At 40.3% G+C, this 16,926-nt stretch carries 20 protein-coding genes; 3 read left to right on the top strand and 17 right to left on the bottom strand.

Annotated elements, in window-relative coordinates; all coding sequences use genetic code 11:
- The first annotated feature begins 60 nt into the window (after positions 1-60).
- Complete coding sequence (locus tag NFU46_RS11505) at positions 61-492, top strand: hypothetical protein (RefSeq protein WP_130167567.1); 432 nt, start codon at positions 61-63, stop codon at positions 490-492.
- Between the two features lie 245 nt (positions 493-737).
- Here NFU46_RS11505 and NFU46_RS11500 read toward each other — a convergent pair whose 3' ends face one another.
- The 5 genes from NFU46_RS11500 to hutH form a co-directional block, all read right to left on the bottom strand.
- Positions 738-1,295, bottom strand: coding sequence for a YbhB/YbcL family Raf kinase inhibitor-like protein (locus NFU46_RS11500; RefSeq protein WP_251601954.1), 558 nt, complete (start codon positions 1,293-1,295; stop codon positions 738-740).
- Positions 1,296-1,370: 75 nt separating this feature from the next.
- Positions 1,371-2,183, bottom strand: coding sequence for a helix-turn-helix transcriptional regulator (locus NFU46_RS11495; RefSeq protein WP_251601952.1), 813 nt, complete (start codon positions 2,181-2,183; stop codon positions 1,371-1,373).
- Between the two features lie 125 nt (positions 2,184-2,308).
- Positions 2,309-2,719 (bottom strand): GFA family protein, encoded by a 411-nt coding sequence (locus NFU46_RS11490; RefSeq protein ID WP_251601950.1) that lies wholly within the window; start codon positions 2,717-2,719, stop codon positions 2,309-2,311.
- Between the two features lie 121 nt (positions 2,720-2,840).
- Positions 2,841-4,841, bottom strand: a complete 2,001-nt coding sequence (locus tag NFU46_RS11485; RefSeq protein ID WP_054563828.1) for a urocanate hydratase — start codon at positions 4,839-4,841, stop codon at positions 2,841-2,843.
- An 11-nt stretch (positions 4,842-4,852) separates the two neighbouring features.
- Positions 4,853-6,346, bottom strand: coding sequence for a histidine ammonia-lyase (gene hutH / locus NFU46_RS11480; protein WP_251601947.1), 1,494 nt, complete (start codon positions 6,344-6,346; stop codon positions 4,853-4,855).
- Between the two features lie 120 nt (positions 6,347-6,466).
- Between hutH and NFU46_RS11475 the strand changes: the two genes are divergently transcribed.
- Complete coding sequence (locus NFU46_RS11475) at positions 6,467-7,363, top strand: LysR family transcriptional regulator (RefSeq protein WP_251601946.1); 897 nt, start codon at positions 6,467-6,469, stop codon at positions 7,361-7,363.
- On the opposite strand, the gene NFU46_RS11470 is transcribed toward NFU46_RS11475, so the two are convergent.
- From NFU46_RS11470 to NFU46_RS11440, 7 genes are all read right to left on the bottom strand, one after another.
- The gene (locus NFU46_RS11470; protein WP_251601944.1) at positions 7,341-7,748 is read right to left on the bottom strand and encodes a DoxX-like family protein; all 408 of its coding nucleotides are present in this window, start codon (positions 7,746-7,748) and stop codon (positions 7,341-7,343) included. The genes NFU46_RS11475 and NFU46_RS11470 overlap by 23 nt on opposite strands.
- Before the next feature lie 49 nt (positions 7,749-7,797).
- Positions 7,798-8,214 (bottom strand): DUF805 domain-containing protein, encoded by a 417-nt coding sequence (locus tag NFU46_RS11465; protein WP_220094644.1) that lies wholly within the window; start codon positions 8,212-8,214, stop codon positions 7,798-7,800.
- A 189-nt stretch (positions 8,215-8,403) separates the two neighbouring features.
- Positions 8,404-8,931 carry a DUF4240 domain-containing protein gene (locus NFU46_RS11460; RefSeq protein ID WP_062565591.1) on the bottom strand — a complete coding sequence of 176 codons (528 nt, stop codon included), beginning with the start codon at positions 8,929-8,931 and terminating at the stop codon, positions 8,404-8,406.
- Entirely contained in the window at positions 8,928-9,122 is a 195-nt protein-coding gene (locus NFU46_RS11455; RefSeq protein ID WP_036971837.1) for a YwbE family protein, read from the bottom strand. The genes NFU46_RS11460 and NFU46_RS11455 overlap by 4 nt, the downstream gene beginning before the upstream one ends.
- Before the next feature lie 59 nt (positions 9,123-9,181).
- Positions 9,182-9,628 (bottom strand): hypothetical protein, encoded by a 447-nt coding sequence (locus tag NFU46_RS11450; RefSeq protein WP_251601931.1) that lies wholly within the window; start codon positions 9,626-9,628, stop codon positions 9,182-9,184.
- 2 nt (positions 9,629-9,630) lie between these two features.
- A complete protein-coding gene (locus tag NFU46_RS11445; RefSeq protein WP_251601929.1) occupies positions 9,631-9,903 on the bottom strand; it encodes a hypothetical protein in 273 nt (90 codons plus the stop codon).
- A complete protein-coding gene (locus NFU46_RS11440; RefSeq protein WP_251601927.1) occupies positions 9,896-10,102 on the bottom strand; it encodes a hypothetical protein in 207 nt (68 codons plus the stop codon). The genes NFU46_RS11445 and NFU46_RS11440 overlap by 8 nt, the downstream gene beginning before the upstream one ends.
- Before the next feature lie 88 nt (positions 10,103-10,190).
- Here NFU46_RS11440 and NFU46_RS11435 point away from each other — a divergent pair, with 88 nt between their 5' ends.
- Positions 10,191-10,997, top strand: coding sequence for an ion transporter (locus tag NFU46_RS11435; protein ID WP_171037160.1), 807 nt, complete (start codon positions 10,191-10,193; stop codon positions 10,995-10,997).
- Positions 10,998-11,071: 74 nt separating this feature from the next.
- Here the strand turns inward: NFU46_RS11435 and NFU46_RS11430 are convergent, their stop codons facing one another.
- The 5 genes from NFU46_RS11430 to NFU46_RS11410 all read right to left on the bottom strand — a co-directional run bounded on the left by NFU46_RS11430 (position 11,072) and on the right by NFU46_RS11410 (position 16,883).
- A complete protein-coding gene (locus NFU46_RS11430; RefSeq protein ID WP_251601925.1) occupies positions 11,072-11,452 on the bottom strand; it encodes a VOC family protein in 381 nt (126 codons plus the stop codon).
- 380 nt (positions 11,453-11,832) lie between these two features.
- Positions 11,833-12,267: a GNAT family N-acetyltransferase gene (locus NFU46_RS11425; protein WP_251601923.1), complete on the bottom strand. Its 435-nt coding sequence runs from the start codon at positions 12,265-12,267 to the stop codon at positions 11,833-11,835.
- Positions 12,268-12,330: 63 nt separating this feature from the next.
- A complete protein-coding gene (locus NFU46_RS11420) occupies positions 12,331-13,869 on the bottom strand; it encodes an EAL domain-containing protein (RefSeq protein WP_251601921.1) in 1,539 nt (512 codons plus the stop codon).
- 158 nt (positions 13,870-14,027) lie between these two features.
- Entirely contained in the window at positions 14,028-15,986 is a 1,959-nt protein-coding gene (locus tag NFU46_RS11415; RefSeq protein ID WP_251601919.1) for a methyl-accepting chemotaxis protein, read from the bottom strand.
- Positions 15,987-16,271: 285 nt separating this feature from the next.
- A complete protein-coding gene (locus NFU46_RS11410) occupies positions 16,272-16,883 on the bottom strand; it encodes an FMN-binding negative transcriptional regulator (RefSeq protein WP_251601917.1) in 612 nt (203 codons plus the stop codon).
- Between the last annotated feature and the right edge of the window lie 43 nt (positions 16,884-16,926).

The following is a 16,926-nucleotide window of genomic DNA, read 5'->3' as shown; positions in this document are numbered from 1 at the left end:
GGCAACCAATCTGTTTATATGCTATAAATTTTAATGATGATAATTTTTGGAGGGAATCAAATGAAAATAGTCAAACTCATCGCTTTAACCACATTTTTGGCCTTAACCAGTACTCAAAGCCTAGCGGGTGATGACGACTGGAAAACAATTGCAGAGAAAAAGGTCAGCTACAAAAGCGAAACCGATACCGTTAACCCTATCACCAGCAGCCACTACAGCCATATTAAAGTTAAGTGCACCCACGGCACTGTGAATCTTAAGAAAATTAAAGTCGTTATGAACAACGGTGAAGAAAAAGTATTTGATAACCTAGGTGTTTTAACTAAAGGAATGTCATCACGTAGCTTAAATTTGCCAGACAAAAACGACGCTAAACTCGATAAAATCAAACTTGAATATGAATCAGTAGGCAGCACAGCCCTAAGTATGGCAGGTGTAACTGAAAAAGCCGAAGTTGAAATTCTCGCGAAAAAAGCAAAGAAAGAAGATTAAAGTTGCGAGATGCGAGTCAGGATGTTAGAGCCTATACAGTTTCACAAGCAGCGGCGCCTTTGCGCCGCGACTATTTAGAAACAAACTAGAGAAACACGTTATACGCCTACTTTAGAAAACATTAGGCACTAGGATTTAGGGTCTAGGACGCGATATAAAATCGCTGCTAATTGTTCGGCGTTAAAACGCCTCCTACAAGCATTGCTCTCGTATCTCGCTAACTTTCACCTAGCAACTTGCTATACTCAACGCTTATAAAGCGCTTCAATTGTTGCTGAATCAAGTGAATAGGCATTAATCATATAGCCTGCTAACGCACCTGATGCGTTTTCTGGTAATTCAAGTTTTTGTGATAACGCATGTAGTGTGAATTGATACCTGTGAGCGCCATGTCCCTCCGGTGGGCAAGCGCCGCCAAAGCCTTTGAAACCATAATCATTTGTGATCTGCACACTGCCTTTTGGCATTGCATTCTTCTTTGTACTGCCCGCACCGCTTGCTAAACTTGATACCGACTTAGGGATATTCACAACTTGCCAATGCCACCAGCCACTCCCTGTAGGCGCATCTGGATCATAAACGGTCAATGCAAATGCTTCAGTTCCTTTAGGTGCATTTTGCCAAGCAAGTTGTGGAGAAAGGTTATCGCCATTACAACCAAACCCTTTAAACTCTTGCTCACTCCCCATAAAGTCACCATGGGCAATGTCTTTGCTTGTTAGCGTAAATGTCTCAGCGAATGTGGTGCCAGATAAACATAGCAAAAATAACGGTGTAGCAATTTTCAATGTTGATGATTTCATAATATTCTCCGATTAATAAGAATAATCATAATACCTAGCAAAGACAGATCAAATTAGTACCAAAACTGTCAATTATTAGCCTGCTTCGCTCATTATTGTTTTACGAAGGGCTGTTGGAGTCGTATTAAACAAAAGTTTAAACTTATCGGTGAATCTAGATTGCGACGAAAAACCACATTGCTGGGCAATAGTGCCAATAGATTGTGAGCTACTTTGAATCAAATGTAGTCCGTGGCTTAAACGTGCGTTATCTTTAATTAACTGAAAACTACTGTCTTCTGCGGTTAACTTTCTTCTGAGTGTCGATTCGCTCATCGCTAATGTCGCTGCAATACTGTTTGCATCCCAATCACGCGTTAAATCACTCGCGATGATAGTATGTACTTTGTGGGTCAGTGTTGGTGGCTCAATAATTGAACCTAAGTCTTTGAAGCCCTGCGAAAATAGTACTTGCAGCAGTTCTTGTCTTCTAATTGGCCATAATTGTGGTGGTGTTACTGCAGCCCATTCAATGAATTGTTTTAAGGTCATTTGAAACAGTGGATCTACTTTCCCAGTGATGAAATTTTTCTTTGTGCTGGCTTGATATTCCAAGCACTCAAAGTCGGTGTAATCAAATTCAATCAATAGCGCAATATAGCCAAAGTTTCGCGGAATGTTACGCATCGCAACCTGTGGTGTATTTGCCATAAAGACAAAATCACCTGCATTGCAGTTAACTTCTTCTGTATCTATTAGCTTTTTGCTGCCAGATAACACAACGACAAGTAATGGGTTTGCGATAGGCACATTAACAATGTGCTGTTCATCATTAGCGCAGTAAATCGAAAAAGGTAAAGACTGATGCTGCTTTGTAGTGCTTAAACCTATCTCTATCAATTCATTCATAATTTACAGTGTTTATTATTGCTCTGAGCGGAACGGCATCATCCGTGAATTTTAGTTATTCGGCGTTGAAACGCCTCCGACAAACTTTACCCTTGTACCTCGCTAACTTTTCTCTTTAACCGAGCTTAATCGCGACCAAAACCAATCAACTTTTTGCCATTTAACCCTTTTTTATGCCATTCGGTTTGCTCTTCGCAGAATATTTGCGCGTCTAATTCCTTACTTGGCTCTTCATTTAAACTGCCTGCAGGCACAAGTAGGTATTTACTGTCTTGTGATTCAAATGGCAGCGCTGAGCCACAGGTTTTGCAAAACGCTCTAGATAATGCACGGCCAGGGTAATTAAACCGCGTGATATGCTGTTGGCCTTTTACCCATTCGATAGCATCAGGTGAAGTAAACAAGTTTGCAGCATGGGCTGTGCCGGTTAGTTTGCGGCATTGTTCGCAATGGCAGAAGAAAAAACGCCTAAAGTTATCAGCGACTTTACAGCTGACTTCGCCGCAGCAGCATCCACCAGTAAGTAGTCTAGTCATATCTATCTCCTTATTCGCCAAGCTAAAAATTTATTCCCTAAACGATGCGCTATTTAATAATTTTTGGCAATAAAAAAGGCCATGTTGCACTTACAACATGGCCTTTTTGCATTGACACAACTTAGAAATCTAAGTTTGATAAAACTTCATCATCAACGTTATTAGACAAGGTCACTTTAAGTTTAGGGGTACGAGCCATTTCACGTTTAATCGCAAAATTAGCTTCTTCGTTACGCGCCCAACTACGACGAGCAATACCGTTGTTTACATCAAATAATAGCATAGATTTCAAACGACGCTCGGCAGCTTCACTACCATCTAGTAGCATACCAAAACCACCGTTGATCACTTCGCCCCAGCCTACACCGCCACCATTGTGAATAGATACCCAAGTAGCACCACGGAAACCATCACCAATTACATTGTGAATCGCCATGTCTGCTGTGAAGCGGCTACCATCATAGATGTTTGATGTTTCACGGAAAGGTGAATCAGTGCCACTTACATCATGGTGGTCACGGCCAAGTACAACCGGACCAATTTCGCCACGATTAATGGCATCATTAAAGGCTTTAGCGATTTCAGCGCGGCCTTGTGCGTCTGCATAAAGAATACGAGCTTGCGAACCAACAACCAGTTTGTTTTGCTTCGCATCTTTGATCCACGTGATGTTGTCTTGCATTTGCTGTTGGATCTCTTCAGGCGAGTCCGCCATGATTTTATTTAAAACGTCTGCAGCAATCGCATCTGTTTTATCAAGATCTTCTGGTTTACCTGACGTACATACCCAGCGGAACGGGCCAAAGCCGTAGTCAAAACACATTGGGCCAAGAATATCTTGTACGTACGATGGGTATTTAAAATCAATTCCGTTTTCAGCCATTACATCGCCACCAGCGCGTGATGCTTCTAGCAAGAACGCATTACCATAATCAAAGAAGTAAGTACCTTTTGCCGTGTGCTTGTTAACAGCATCGGCGTGGCGCTTAAGCGTCGCTTGTACTTTTTCTTTAAATACTTCTGGCTCTTCACGAATTAAACGATTTGACTCTTCATAGCTGATATCAACCGGGTAGTAACCGCCTGACCATGGGTTATGAAGTGAAGTTTGGTCTGAACCTAAGTGAATGAAAATATCTTCTGCTAAGAAGCTTTCCCAAACATCAACCACGTTACCGATAAAGGCAATTGAAACCACTTCTTCATTTTGCTGAGCCGTACGTACACGCTCAACAAGCTCTGGCATGTTATCGATTAGCTCATCAACCCAACCTTGTTGATGACGCTTAATAGCCGCCTTAGGGTTAACCTCAGCACACACGGTAATACAGTTAGCAATGTTACCCGCTTTAGGCTGCGCACCACTCATACCGCCTAAACCAGCAGTTAAGAAGATCTTACCTTTTGGTGATTCGCCTTTTTCGAGCACTTTACGGAATGCATTCATGACCGTAATAGTTGTACCGTGAACAATACCTTGTGGGCCAATGTACATAAATGAACCAGCAGTCATTTGACCGTATTGAGTTACACCTAGTGCATTGAATTTTTCCCAGTCATCCGGCTTTGAATAGTTCGGGATCATCATACCGTTTGTTACAACCACGCGCGGTGCTTCAACTGATGATGGGAATAATCCCATAGGGTGACCCGAGTACATGTGTAGCGTTTGGTCTTCTTCCATTTCGCTTAAGTACTTCATGGTTAATAAGTACTGCGCCCAGTTTTGGAATACCGCACCGTTACCACCGTAAGTGATTAGCTCTTCAGGGTGCTGTGCTACTGCTGGATCAAGGTTATTGTCGATCATTAACATGATAGCGGCAGCTTGTTCGCATTTAGCCGGGTAATCGCTAATTGAGCGCGCTTTAAGTTCATAGTTAGGCTTAAAGCGATACATGTAAATACGGCCAAATTGCTTAAGCTCAGCGGCAAATTCAGCGGCTAATTCTTTGTGCCATTCTTTAGGGAAATAACGCAATGCGTTACGAATAGCTAATTGCTTTTCGTCAGCCGATAAAATGTCTTTACGTTTTGGAGCACGGTTTGCATCACTTGGATACGGTTTTGGCTCTGGTAATACGCTTGGGATACCTTGCTTAATTTGTTCTTGAAAAGTCATTATTTGCTCCCTTAGTTAACTTTAAACGCTTGCGATTTAACAAGTTCTACCATGGCGTCGATATCTGGCTTAAGTAAGCGGTCTTCTTCTAGTTTGGTAACTTTGCTACGAATTAGCGCAAAGTTTTCTTCAATGATGTCTGAACACTTGTTAGGACGTCTAAATTCGATTGCTTGCGCTGCATACATCAGCTCAATTGCAAAGATTTTATCAAGGTTACCTAAAATCTGGTTTAACTTACGACCAGAGATACTACCCATAGATACGTGATCTTCTTGGCCCATTGATGTTGGTACGCTGTCTGCTGATGGCGGGAAACACAATGATTTATTTTCTGTTACCAGTGCAGCAGTCACATATTGCGGGATCATCATGCCAGAGTTTAAGCCACCCGATGTCGTTAACAAGCGTGGTAAACCGTGTAAGCCCTCAAGCAATAAGTAACAACGACGATCAGCAATGTTACCAAGCTCTGCCGCTGCGATTGATGCGTAATCTAATACCATCGCAAGTGGTTGGCCGTGGAAGCCACCACCCGAAATTGCTTCTTCTTCGCTGATCACAATTGGGTTATCTGTTACAGAGTTCATTTCTGTTTCAGCAAGCTCTTTTAAGTGGTAATACGCGTTACGTGATGCACCATGAACTTGTGGAATACAACGCAGTGAATAAGGGTCTTGAACACGGCCACAATCAGTGTGTGAAGCCATGTTTTCAGAGCCTGCAAAAAAGCTACGCATACGTGCTGCAACTTCTACGTTACCTTTAAAAGCACGAATTGCGTGTAACTCTTCACGGAACGGCGATTCGCTACCTTGCATACCTTCAATACTCATAGCACCTGCGATATCAGCAAGGTCTAATAAGTAACGCATTTTAGTAAGCGCAGTAATGGCATGCGATAAAATAAACTGAGTACCGTTAATTAATGCTAGGCCTTCTTTAGCGTGTAAATCTAAAGGCGCTAAACCGTGCTCTTTTAATACCTCTGCTGCTGGCTTGATTGTGTCGTTTACCCAAAACTCACCTTCACCTAAAAGAGGTAAGAATAAGTGTGATAACGGTGCTAAGTCGCCCGATGCGCCAACTGAGCCTTGCTCTGGTACAACAGGGATAATATCAAGTTCAATAAACTTAAGCATACGCTCAACAACGGTTAAACGAATACCCGAAAAACCTTGGCTTAATGCGTGTACTTTGGTGATCAGCATTAGCTTTGAAATAGGTTTAGCGATTGGCTCACCCACACCAACAGCGTGTGTGATCAATAAGTTCTTTTGTAATAAGTTGGTTTCTTCTGGAGAAATTTGTGTATCACACAATGGGCCAAAGCCCGTATTGATACCATAAATGGCTTTATCTGAGGCAGCCATTTTGTCTACGTTTTGGCGGCTTTTATTAATTTTATCAATTGCTTCTTGGCAAAGCTCTGCCTGTAACGTACCGGCTGCAATAGCATTAACGCTGTCTAACGTTAATTGGTCAACACCATACTTAAATGTCATTTATAACTCCTAAAGAACAGGATTAAGTTTTATTTAGATGGAGTCTAGCTTGCTCTAGTTGTTTTACAAATGCATAATTATCGTTATTCATTCCAGATTTATCGAACTAAAAGAAGAGCTATGCAAGTTCATGACGTAGACCTGCGCTTATTGCGCGTTTTTGTAGCAATTGTTGAATGTGGCGGGCTTTCAGCAGCTGAGTCACGTTTGAATATTGGCCGCTCCACCATCAGTGCGCATTTATCAGATTTAGAAGTAAGGCTTGGTATTAAATTATGTAAACGTGGCCGCAGTGGTTTTGAAATTACAGACGCTGGCGCCATCACTTATCAGGCATCGATTGAACTGCTTCAGCAATGCGAAGCCTTTGCTAATACCGTAGCCAGCTCTAAAAACGAGTTATCGGGACGTTTAAGTATTGCCATGATAGATACCATGGTTAGCGACCCACGCTGTGCCATTCCCCGCGCGATAGCAAGATTAAAAGGTAAAGGTAAAAACATTCAGTTTGATATTAATGTGTGCGAGGCACGAGAGGTAGAAACCGCAGTAGCCAATGGCCGCTCGTTAGTGGGGATTGGTGTTAGCCGCCATCATATTCGCGGATTAAATTACACCGCCTTACACAACGAAACTAACTTTTTGTATTGCGCAGTCGGTCACCCATTATTTGAGTGTGATGACAAACAAATAAATGAGCTCATTAAAGAAGCCGAAGTCATTACCAGTAACTACATGCGCGATAAAGAAAGCCGAAACGACGGTTTAAACTATCAAAATAGTGCTGTTGCTTATCACGATGAAGGTATTGCACATTTAATTTTATCGGGTGAGTTTATTGGTTATTTACCCGATCACTACGCACAGTTCTGGGTCGAAAAAGGTATTTTTAAAGCTATCCAGCCAAACAAATATCACTACGATATTCCTGTGGTATTGATCACCTCAAAAACAAATGCCAGCTCGCCTTTAGCAAATGCCATGATTGATGAAATTAAGCGTTGTTATTCGGTTTAGTGTTTTTGTTTGAAGCTTTTTGCTCATTTATAAGCACGAGACTAAACGCGATCATGGCAATGTTTGTAGTTACAGGGTTAAACGCTTCGATTAAAAGTGCAGGTTGTAAAACGGCAACAAACAGCATTAGTCCAACTAAAGCGACTATATTGAGAATATTGATTAACATTGAACGATAGAAAATAAAAAACAGCACGGCAAATATAATTTCACCTATGCCAGCTGCTCGGGTAATGAGCGTTGAGATTTCAGCATTAAAACCAAAACTTGCCGTCATTTGTTGTTCTAAGGGGGCAACATGAATAAGTTTTGGCATCAGCCCATGATAAAACCAACTAAAGCTGATAATAAATCGAGCGATTTGAATCGTAGTAAAATGCTTCATCGGGTAAGTTTAGTCTGTGTGCTCTGTTATTCAGAGCACACAGTATAGCTTATAAGCTAGTAGGTTGACCGAAACGGTTCTCAGCTTCATCACCTGCTAAAAAGCCATTTTCGATTAACGCCCAGATAGGACCAATTAATGGCACAAAACCAATTAATACCCACCAACCTGATTTATTACGGTCGTGCCAGCGTTTCACTTGAATCGCAAGCGAAATCCATATTAGCGGAATATAAAGAATAAGCATGATTACAGAAATAGCTGACTCATTACCACCTGTTAATAATGCTACTAAAAACATAAGAACAAATGAGGCTAAGATCATACCTAATACTGAATACCAATAAGTCTTACGAGGAATACGTCCCTTAAAAGAAAACAAAATTTCTTTGATGCTTAAAGTGGTTGTTTCAGTTGATGCTGAAGCAAGGTTTGATTCTGGGGCTTGATATACGTTTTCTGACACTGTCATTTCCTTTGATATGTGTTGTAGCAAACCGAATTAATCTAGTCTGCTGATTTATGTTGTTAATAGTGCTGAATTAAGCATGAATAAGATAACACAAAATGATTGGATTTGGGTACTAAGAAATTGCTGAAAAACTACGAACAAGTAACCTAAAGACATAAAAAAAGCACCCTTGGGTGCTTTTAATTAACTCGGTTGTTGCCAATATTTAGCATATAAATTTGGGTAGGTTTGTTTTAAAAACTTAGCTTTATCTTTAAAGCGTTTACCTTTTGGTTGCTCAAGGCCTGATGGCACAAAGGGTAATTCATCATCATTACGTTCTTCGTAAAGCATACCGGCAATTAAATCGTACTCATCTAAATACGGGTAAGGCTGTTCGTTTAAATGATAAACTGGCGTACACTCGGCAATTGAGTCCGGGTTTTCAAGCGCCTTTAAAAAAGCCTGTTCACCACGTGAAATAAGCCAACATAAAAACTCAGAAAAACCATAATCATCGTTACAACCGGCCATTACATAAGCGGCACCAAATAAGTCCCAGGTATAGGCTTTGCGCATACGTAGGTTAAACTGCTTATCAAATTCCATCAGCTGCTGGTCAGATAAATCCGTCAGCTTTGCTTTTAATGCATTACAAACAGACTCAGGCTCGGCAGTTTTATCTTCGGCGGTCACGAGTTGCCAAAATTCACTTTCACTTAAAACACTCATGATAAAATCTCTTTCACGCGCCCTACTTGACCATCATCAAGCTGAACTTTAATACCATGCGGGTGGTTTGGTGATTTAGTTAAAATACGTGAAACCACACCTTGAGTTAACTGACCTGTTCGTTGATCTTGTTTTAATACAATGTTGACTTCGCAGCCAATTGAAATTTGTGAACGCGTAGGCACTGCCATTGCTATATCTCTTTCAATAATTTTTGCCGATTATAGCCATTTGCAGCTGGCTTACCAAATTAAACCTGTTTGATTGGGCTGTTTTTAAGCAGCACCTTTGGCAATATCTCATTTAAACGGTTAGTGATTGCTTCAGCTTTGCCTTTTATTTGAAAGTCATAACCTTGACCGTTGCCATCTAATATGACGGCTAAATAGTTATCAGCAACTTTCAGTTGCGTAATACGGCTTAATTCAAGAGTTTCTTCTTTATCGCCATAATAAACCTGCTTAACCGTTAAGCTCGTGCCTGTTGCCGTGAGTGTTTTACTAAGCGCTGTTTTGGCTGCAAACTTTTCTTTTGAGCGATAGGCCTGCACCATAAAACCGATAGCAAATATAAAACCGGTAAAACTTGATATAGGTAATGAGTCTGATTGCAAGCTGTACACACCTATACAAATAAATAACATTGCAAGGGCTAGATTTAACCTAACCATCTGTTTAGGGGTTAAATTTACGTACATTATTATTCCTTTAAAAACGCAATTGCTTTTGCATTGATAGCGAAATCTATAGCGCTCAATTCTTTGATAATTAAACTGGAAATTAACTGGGTTTGCTCAGCGGTTATCGGCAGCTCTTTACAATAACAACTTACTTTTAGTGATTGCGGTAGCTTTTTTAGGTCAGCAGTATGCGTTAACCATGAAAATTCGTGTACGTGCTCTTTTGCTTGTTCGCACGCTTGCGTTAATGCAACTCGAATAGCCTTATCTAGACGTTTTTCAGTTTTAGTCATATTCTGCTTGTTGTTTTTTAAATTCTTCGTAGCTGTCTTGCTGGCGCTTTACGCACTCATGGTACTCTTTATCTGCCATATGATTGCATTCACTTAAACGCGCCGATTGAATTTCATGATAACGGGCATCTGAGCTACAAGCTGATAAAAGTATTGCAAGGGTCACAATCACGGCCAATTTTAAGGCATTTAAAAACATTAAATTTCCTTTATGTAGTTATACATTGGTGCTGCGTTTTCCTGTATATTGCGTGGGTTTAAATATTATTACCAAAGGGTTCTATATGATGTTGTCGCAGTTACAACAGCTGTTTCAGCGTATCGATAAAAGTAAAATTTTTCAATCATTTGTTATTGCTGTCATTGTTATTTCAGCGCTAACAGTGGGTGCACACACCTACTCTTTACACCCAACTGCTGAGCTTGCCTTACATTGGATGGACTTAGGTATCACGGTATTCTTTTTAGTTGAGCTCGTGATACGGTTTATCGCAAGCCGTGGTTTTAAAGACTTTTTCACCAAAGGCTGGAATATCTTCGATTTTATAATCGTGGTGGGAAGCCTTTACCCTGCAGCTGGCTCTACGATTTTTATCGCTCGATTACTGCGTATTTTCCGCGTGTTGCGACTTGTATCTATGATCCCAGAGCTCAGACTGCTGGTTAACTCACTTTTAAAAGCCATTCCACAAATGGGCTATATTGCCCTGCTCATGTTCGTGATCTTCTATATTTATGCCGCCATGGGTAGCATGCTGTTTGCTGATATAAATCCAGTACTGTGGGGTGATGTGTCTATTTCTATGCTCACCCTGTTCAGAATCGCCACGTTCGAAGATTGGACCGATGTTATGTATGAAACTATGGCTGTGTATGAACTCAGCTGGATTTTCTACCTAACGTTTATCTTCTTAACGGCCTTTGTATTTTTAAACATGATGGTTGGTGCAATTTTAGAAGTCATGTCTGAGGAGCATCGTAACGCCCGTGAAGAGCAAACATCTGATGCCGACATGCCTGCAACCAAAGGGCAAATTGCTCAGCTGCAAGCTGAAATGGCCGAACTAAAACAACTACTGAAAGAAAAGCAGTGACGTTTTTGGAGCTAAACTTTTTAGATAATAGTTTGTAGCTATTAGGCGCTAGGACCTAGACCCTAGCGCCTTTTTTACCCTCGCTTTTCTACCTTCCATGGTGGGTTTAAGCGGTTTTCTCCCGCCCAATACAATTTAATCTTATTCCCTGATGGGTCTTTTAGAATGGCTTCTGTCCATAAATAACGCTGGGCTGTTGGCGGCTGTTCAAAGCTAATGCCTTTTTCAACAAGGCTTGCATAGAGCTCATCGAGCTGCTCATGTTCAAAATAAATGACCGCACTATTACTAAACTCTTCAGTTTCTAATGACAGCGAAAATGTGGCATCACCATCTGGGCATTGAAAGCGTGCGTAATGCGGGGTATCCACAATCTGAATCATTCCCAGTGTTAAGTAAAAAGCCACTGCTTCATTCATATCCTTTACAGCTAACGTCACCTGATTGAGATTCATTTGCTACTCCCATGTAATGCTTTATTCGTTGCTTCAGCATATCGCGTTCATTAAATCAAGCAAAAGATAAGTGACGAAAATAAAGTTAGCGAGTTACAAGTTTCAAGGGGAAAGGTAGAAAGCTACAAGGTTAAAGTTTGTAGGAGGCGTTTCAACGCCGAACAAGTAGCAGCGAGTTTACATCGCGTCCTAGAGCCTGAATCCTAGCGCCTAATGTTTTAAATCGTAGGCGTGAAACTTGTTTCGCGCGTTTGTAGGTCGTGCTTTAGCGCGTTAAAAGAGAAGTTAGCGAGATTGAGGGGAAAGTTACAAGTTACAAGAGTAAAGTTTCTAGGAGTCGTTTCAACGGCGAACATCTAAATTCACGGCTTATACCGTTCCTACGCGAATTCCATGTGCAATACTGGAAATGGTTTACCCATATCATCAAAAGGTGAGCGTGAGGCAACTTTAAAGCCCATATGCTGATAAAACCCCACTGCAAGTGGGTTTTGCTCATTAACATCCACTGTGTTGGCAGCTAATTGCTCAACCGCAAAGTTAAGTAGGGCTTTACCTATGCCCTTACCTCTTGCGGCATCTAAAATGAACAGCATTTCTATTTTGCACTCATGTACGCCAACGAATCCTAAAATTGTTTTATTTTCATCCTTAATGCACTTTAAAGTCACATTAGGAAACGCCTGCTCAATAATGATTGGCTTAAAAAAAGCGATGTCGTCTTCTGTTATAAAATCATGAGTTGCTCTAACTGAGTTTTCCCATACAGCAAGTAGCTCTGGGTAATCTTGAGCGTTAACATTGTCTACTTTCATTGTTTTCCATTTTGTTCTACAGCGATTGCCGGTTACATACTAATGTGTAGCAGCAAAATAAGTCTAGAGCGTTTGAGCATTGTCATTACCAACCAAAGCATTTTGTAACTCTTGCAAAGACAATGATTTATAAAAATACCAACCTTGTATTTGGTAATCCTCGTTATGACTCTCGATAAAATTGTACTCGTCCTCAGTTTCAACCCCTTCAAAGATAACAGTTCGGTTCAGCTCTGAGACTAATGACATTATCGCCAAAATCATTTTTTGCTTAACACCATCTGTAATTGATTGGGTAAATACCTTATCTATCTTGATTACATCAAAGTTGATTTCTGTAAGCCACACAAGGTTAGATACCCCGGTTCCAAAATCATCGAGCGCTATTTTAAAGCCATATTTTTTAGCCTTTAAAGCGAAGCAAGCTAATAACGTTAAAGGCAGGCCTATGCGCTCTGTTATTTCTATCTTTACTTGCTCATTCCTTAGCTCATACTTACTACAAAGCTGATGTAAGTAATCTAAAAACTCGGGGTTTTCAATTTCATATGCATTAACATTAATTGCGACAGAAAAACCATGATCGGTTTTCATAATTGGTGCTAATTCTTGAAGGGCTTTCGTCGCGCATTCATAGGCTAACATAGGATACAAAGATAACTGCTCAGCAACACCTAAAAATAGTTCCGGTGAAACCTGGCCATGTATTTCGTCTTTCCAGCGGACTAAACTCTCAACACCAATTATTTTGTTAGTTTTAACATCTATGATGGGTTGATACTCAAGATACAACTGCGCACTCTTGATTGCACTTCGAAGTCTGAATTCCATGGAGTTTTGCATATCAAAATATGAGCTAACAGAATAGGCTATTAAAAAGCTAATTAAACCAAGCATACATATGGTCAATACAGATATGTACAAAGGGAAATACAAAATGCCTGGGCGATTATTCTCAGTGACAACACAATAAGAAAATTGTGTACTACACGTTTCTACCTGTTGCGTTGGCAAAAATGTTTTGCTGTTAAATTGATATTGGGTTTCATAGTGATGGAAAACATACTCTTTATTTTTAGAAATAATTTTAAATGCAAAGTGCTTGTTTAATTCATCAATATGTTTAAAAGGCTTGTTTACAGTGAATGCGATGATATCGTCACGTTTAGTGACGTCATACTTTGTTTCTACCGGAAAAACACCTGCAACCTCTGCTGCAAAATCATACCCTGAAGATGAATTATATAATTGCTGAGTAAGTAAAGTTGTATTATCTAACTTACCCCAATTTGCAGTGCACTTAACCTTACCTTTTCTAATTAAACCTAGATCATGGACGTATTCATAATTGGCCAAGATCACCCGTAATTTATTAATGGTTTGAGTGTTACATTGACGAGATGAGATCTGTGAAGCGGCATTTATTGCTGATGAGATATCTGCAGAGATATGCTCAGCCTTATTTAATAAAACGTTCGAAAATTGCTTTTGGTGTCTTACCTGAAAATAACTTACAGACACATGAAAAACGCAGGTTAGAAAGAACATTAATAAACAAACAATAAGTGGCAATTTGTTAAAGTTTGGTGTTCTTCCCTGCATAGCTCATTACTGTGTTGTTGGTTGCTGTTAAAACTTAATCATATTGTATTATCAAATCAAGTCCTAGAACCTAAAATGGGTAATTATTTTTTGATAAATTGATCCAGCTCGTAAGTCTACTTAAAAAAAATAACAACAAAGTTTCAATAACGCCTCACTTACACCTTAAACTTACCCACTAAATCAGTCAGGGTATTCGATAACAGGTTTAGTTTCTCTCCATTACCTCTTGCACTATCGGCAATTTCGCTTACATCATCAGCCGCATTTTTAATTTCAACAACATTGCGGTTAATGTCTTCGGCTACATGCTGTTGCTCTTCGGCTGCAGTGGCAATTTGTGTATTTAAATCGCTAATATTGACGATAGACGCGGTTATTTCACTAAATTGTTGCTGTGCTGAATGAGCTAGATCAACCGCTTTATTTGTACGGTTTAAGCTGGTTGTCATCTCTTTTGACACTTGATCAGACATCTTACGTAACGTATCTAACTGACTTGCTATTTCTTCTGTCGATTCTGAGGTCCTTTGTGATAACGCACGTACCTCATCTGCAACTACCGCAAAACCTCGACCATGGTCGCCTGCCCTCGCCGCTTCAATTGCTGCATTTAAGGCTAACAAATTGGTTTGCTCTGCAATGCCTCTTATCACGCTTAATATCGACATGATGTTTTCGCTTTCAGCGTCGAGTTGGTTTATATCTTGAGTTGCTTTAGTTATCACCTCAGACAAAGACACAACACTATCAACCGTTTCAGATATAACACTTTGCCCAAGCTCAGAGGCCTGCTGTGTTTGCGATGCAAGTTCGGCTGCATTGGCACAACTAGCAGATACTTCATTAGCAGTCGCTGCCATTTCATTAATCGCTGTGGCCGCCATTTCAAGGGCTTGTTGTTGCTGTGATGTTGAGCCAGATAATTGCGCTGCCTGTGATGATGTTTGCGCTGAGGTATCACTTACATTTTGCGCACAATCATTAATTTGCGTGACTAAATCCGAAATTAGGTTCAAAAATAAGTTAAAGCTGTTAGCCAGTTTGGCCGTTTCATCACGTGTTTTAATCACTAAACGTTTAGTTAAATCACCACCACCTTGCGATATCTCGGTAAGACCATCACTTACTTCAACAATAGGTGCAGAAATTAATTTAGAAATATAGCTAGCAACTAAAATGAACACAGCAATCAAGATTGCACTGATAACTAAAATAGTAATCGTCATTGCGTTTGCAGCACTCATCACTTCAGATTTTTCAACTAAACCTATAAATTTCCAGCCTAGTTTTTGCGAGGTGTAAATATTCGCTAAGTAATCTTTGCCATTAATGTCAATTTCAAATTGCCCCTGATTATTATCAGCGAGCTGTTTGTATTTTCCGTTATTGACTTGTGCTAGCTGCTTAAACCTGTAATCAGCATTTTTAACGTCAACCAGTACGTTGCCACTATCTTCAATCAACATTAAATAGCCAGTTTCACCAAGTTTAATGTTCGCAATAATATCGGTAAGGCCCTGCAAGGATACATCCATGCCCTGCACACCAATAAACTCTCCTGCTTGTTTAATCGCTTTAACAGTAGAAACAATGACCATGTCATCGGCTGCCCAATAATAGGCATTGGTTCTTACCGTTTTACCACCTGCTGCTTTGCCTGTTTCGTACCAAGGCCTTACTCTTGGATCATAATTCGCTGTAACTTCACCCTCTGGCCATTGAATATAACCGCCTTGCTCATTACCCATATAAATATATGCAAGTCCCGGGTGGGTGGCGCCAAAGTGATCAAACAAACTAAAGGCGTTTTGTTCGGTGTTACTACCACTTAAATGATCAAGCATCTCTGCATTAGGTGACTGCAAATGGGCTTTAACGCCTTGCTTGGCATCTAAGATAGCGGCATGGGAAGCAAGGTAATCGACGTTTTTCTCGATTTCGGCAAAAAACATACTGATACCATTATCGACTTGTCTTGCTTCTCTTTCACTAAGTTCGGCAAAACTATCGAGGGCTTGCTGTCTTGTTTGTGTAATTACAAGCACAGCAATGATGATGAGCGGCAGCGCAATGGCTGACGCAAAGGCGAGTTTTAATTTTTTTGAAATGTTCATAGCCAACTTCCAACTAAGCAGTTAAGAAAATATAGTGAGGGCTTGGAAGTTCGGCAAATAATTAAGTGTTTATTTTTTCGGTGCAAAGTAGATTAGGGTAAATAAAATCAATGAGTTTTAAATATCTTCTAAGATTGCTTTAACTCGAAACTTACCTTCTCTAAATATGACATTTAGTTGACAGATACACGGAATGTACTAACTTTAGTTTTAGTAGTTAACATGCTTTTAACAAAGCAGTGCTTGATACTTTCCAACCAATTGGCAGCATTTGCGGGATGCAAATTAGCTGCCTATTCCTACTTCATGTTTAAGCATATAGCTAAGTAAGGCTTGGGCATCCGGGTGTTTATCTGATTTTAACCCTGTTACAACACCTTGTTGATCCGCTGCCGATTTATGCTGGCCTAACTTCTCTTTTGCTTGAATTGAATCAAGTTCGATTTTAATACCAACAATGCCACGAAGTAACTTGGCTTGATAATCAGCTGGCAACAAACAGGTGTCGTTTAAAATACTCGGCTCGTATTGGCTAATTAGCTCATCCAGGCAGGCTAAGGTGTTGTCATCATTGAGGTATTCTACTTTGCCCTTGGCATGCACCGCAGCGTAGTTCCATGTCGATACAGCTGGCTTCTCGCTATACCAAGTCGGTGAAATATAACTATGAGGGCCGTTAAAAACCACTAATACACGGGTACCTTGCAAGCTTTTGCCGTGACTATTAGCCCGTGACACATGACCATATAAGGTACCAAACTCGCCCTCATCGGGCTTATAAACTAAAGGTAAATGAGTTGCCTCAAACTCACTATCAACCATCAGTGCAAAGCTGTAGGTTTTAATGAACTGCGACACTCGCTCTGGTGTCATTTTCCATTTATTAGGAGTGTGCATTACTTTCCTTTAGTGCTAAAAAAGGCCAGCATACTGCTAGCCT

This window comes from Pseudoalteromonas sp. NCCP-2140, from assembly GCF_023708065.1.
Taxonomy (GTDB): Bacteria; Pseudomonadota; Gammaproteobacteria; order Enterobacterales; family Alteromonadaceae; genus Pseudoalteromonas.
This window is presented reverse-complemented; position numbering and strand designations above follow the sequence as displayed.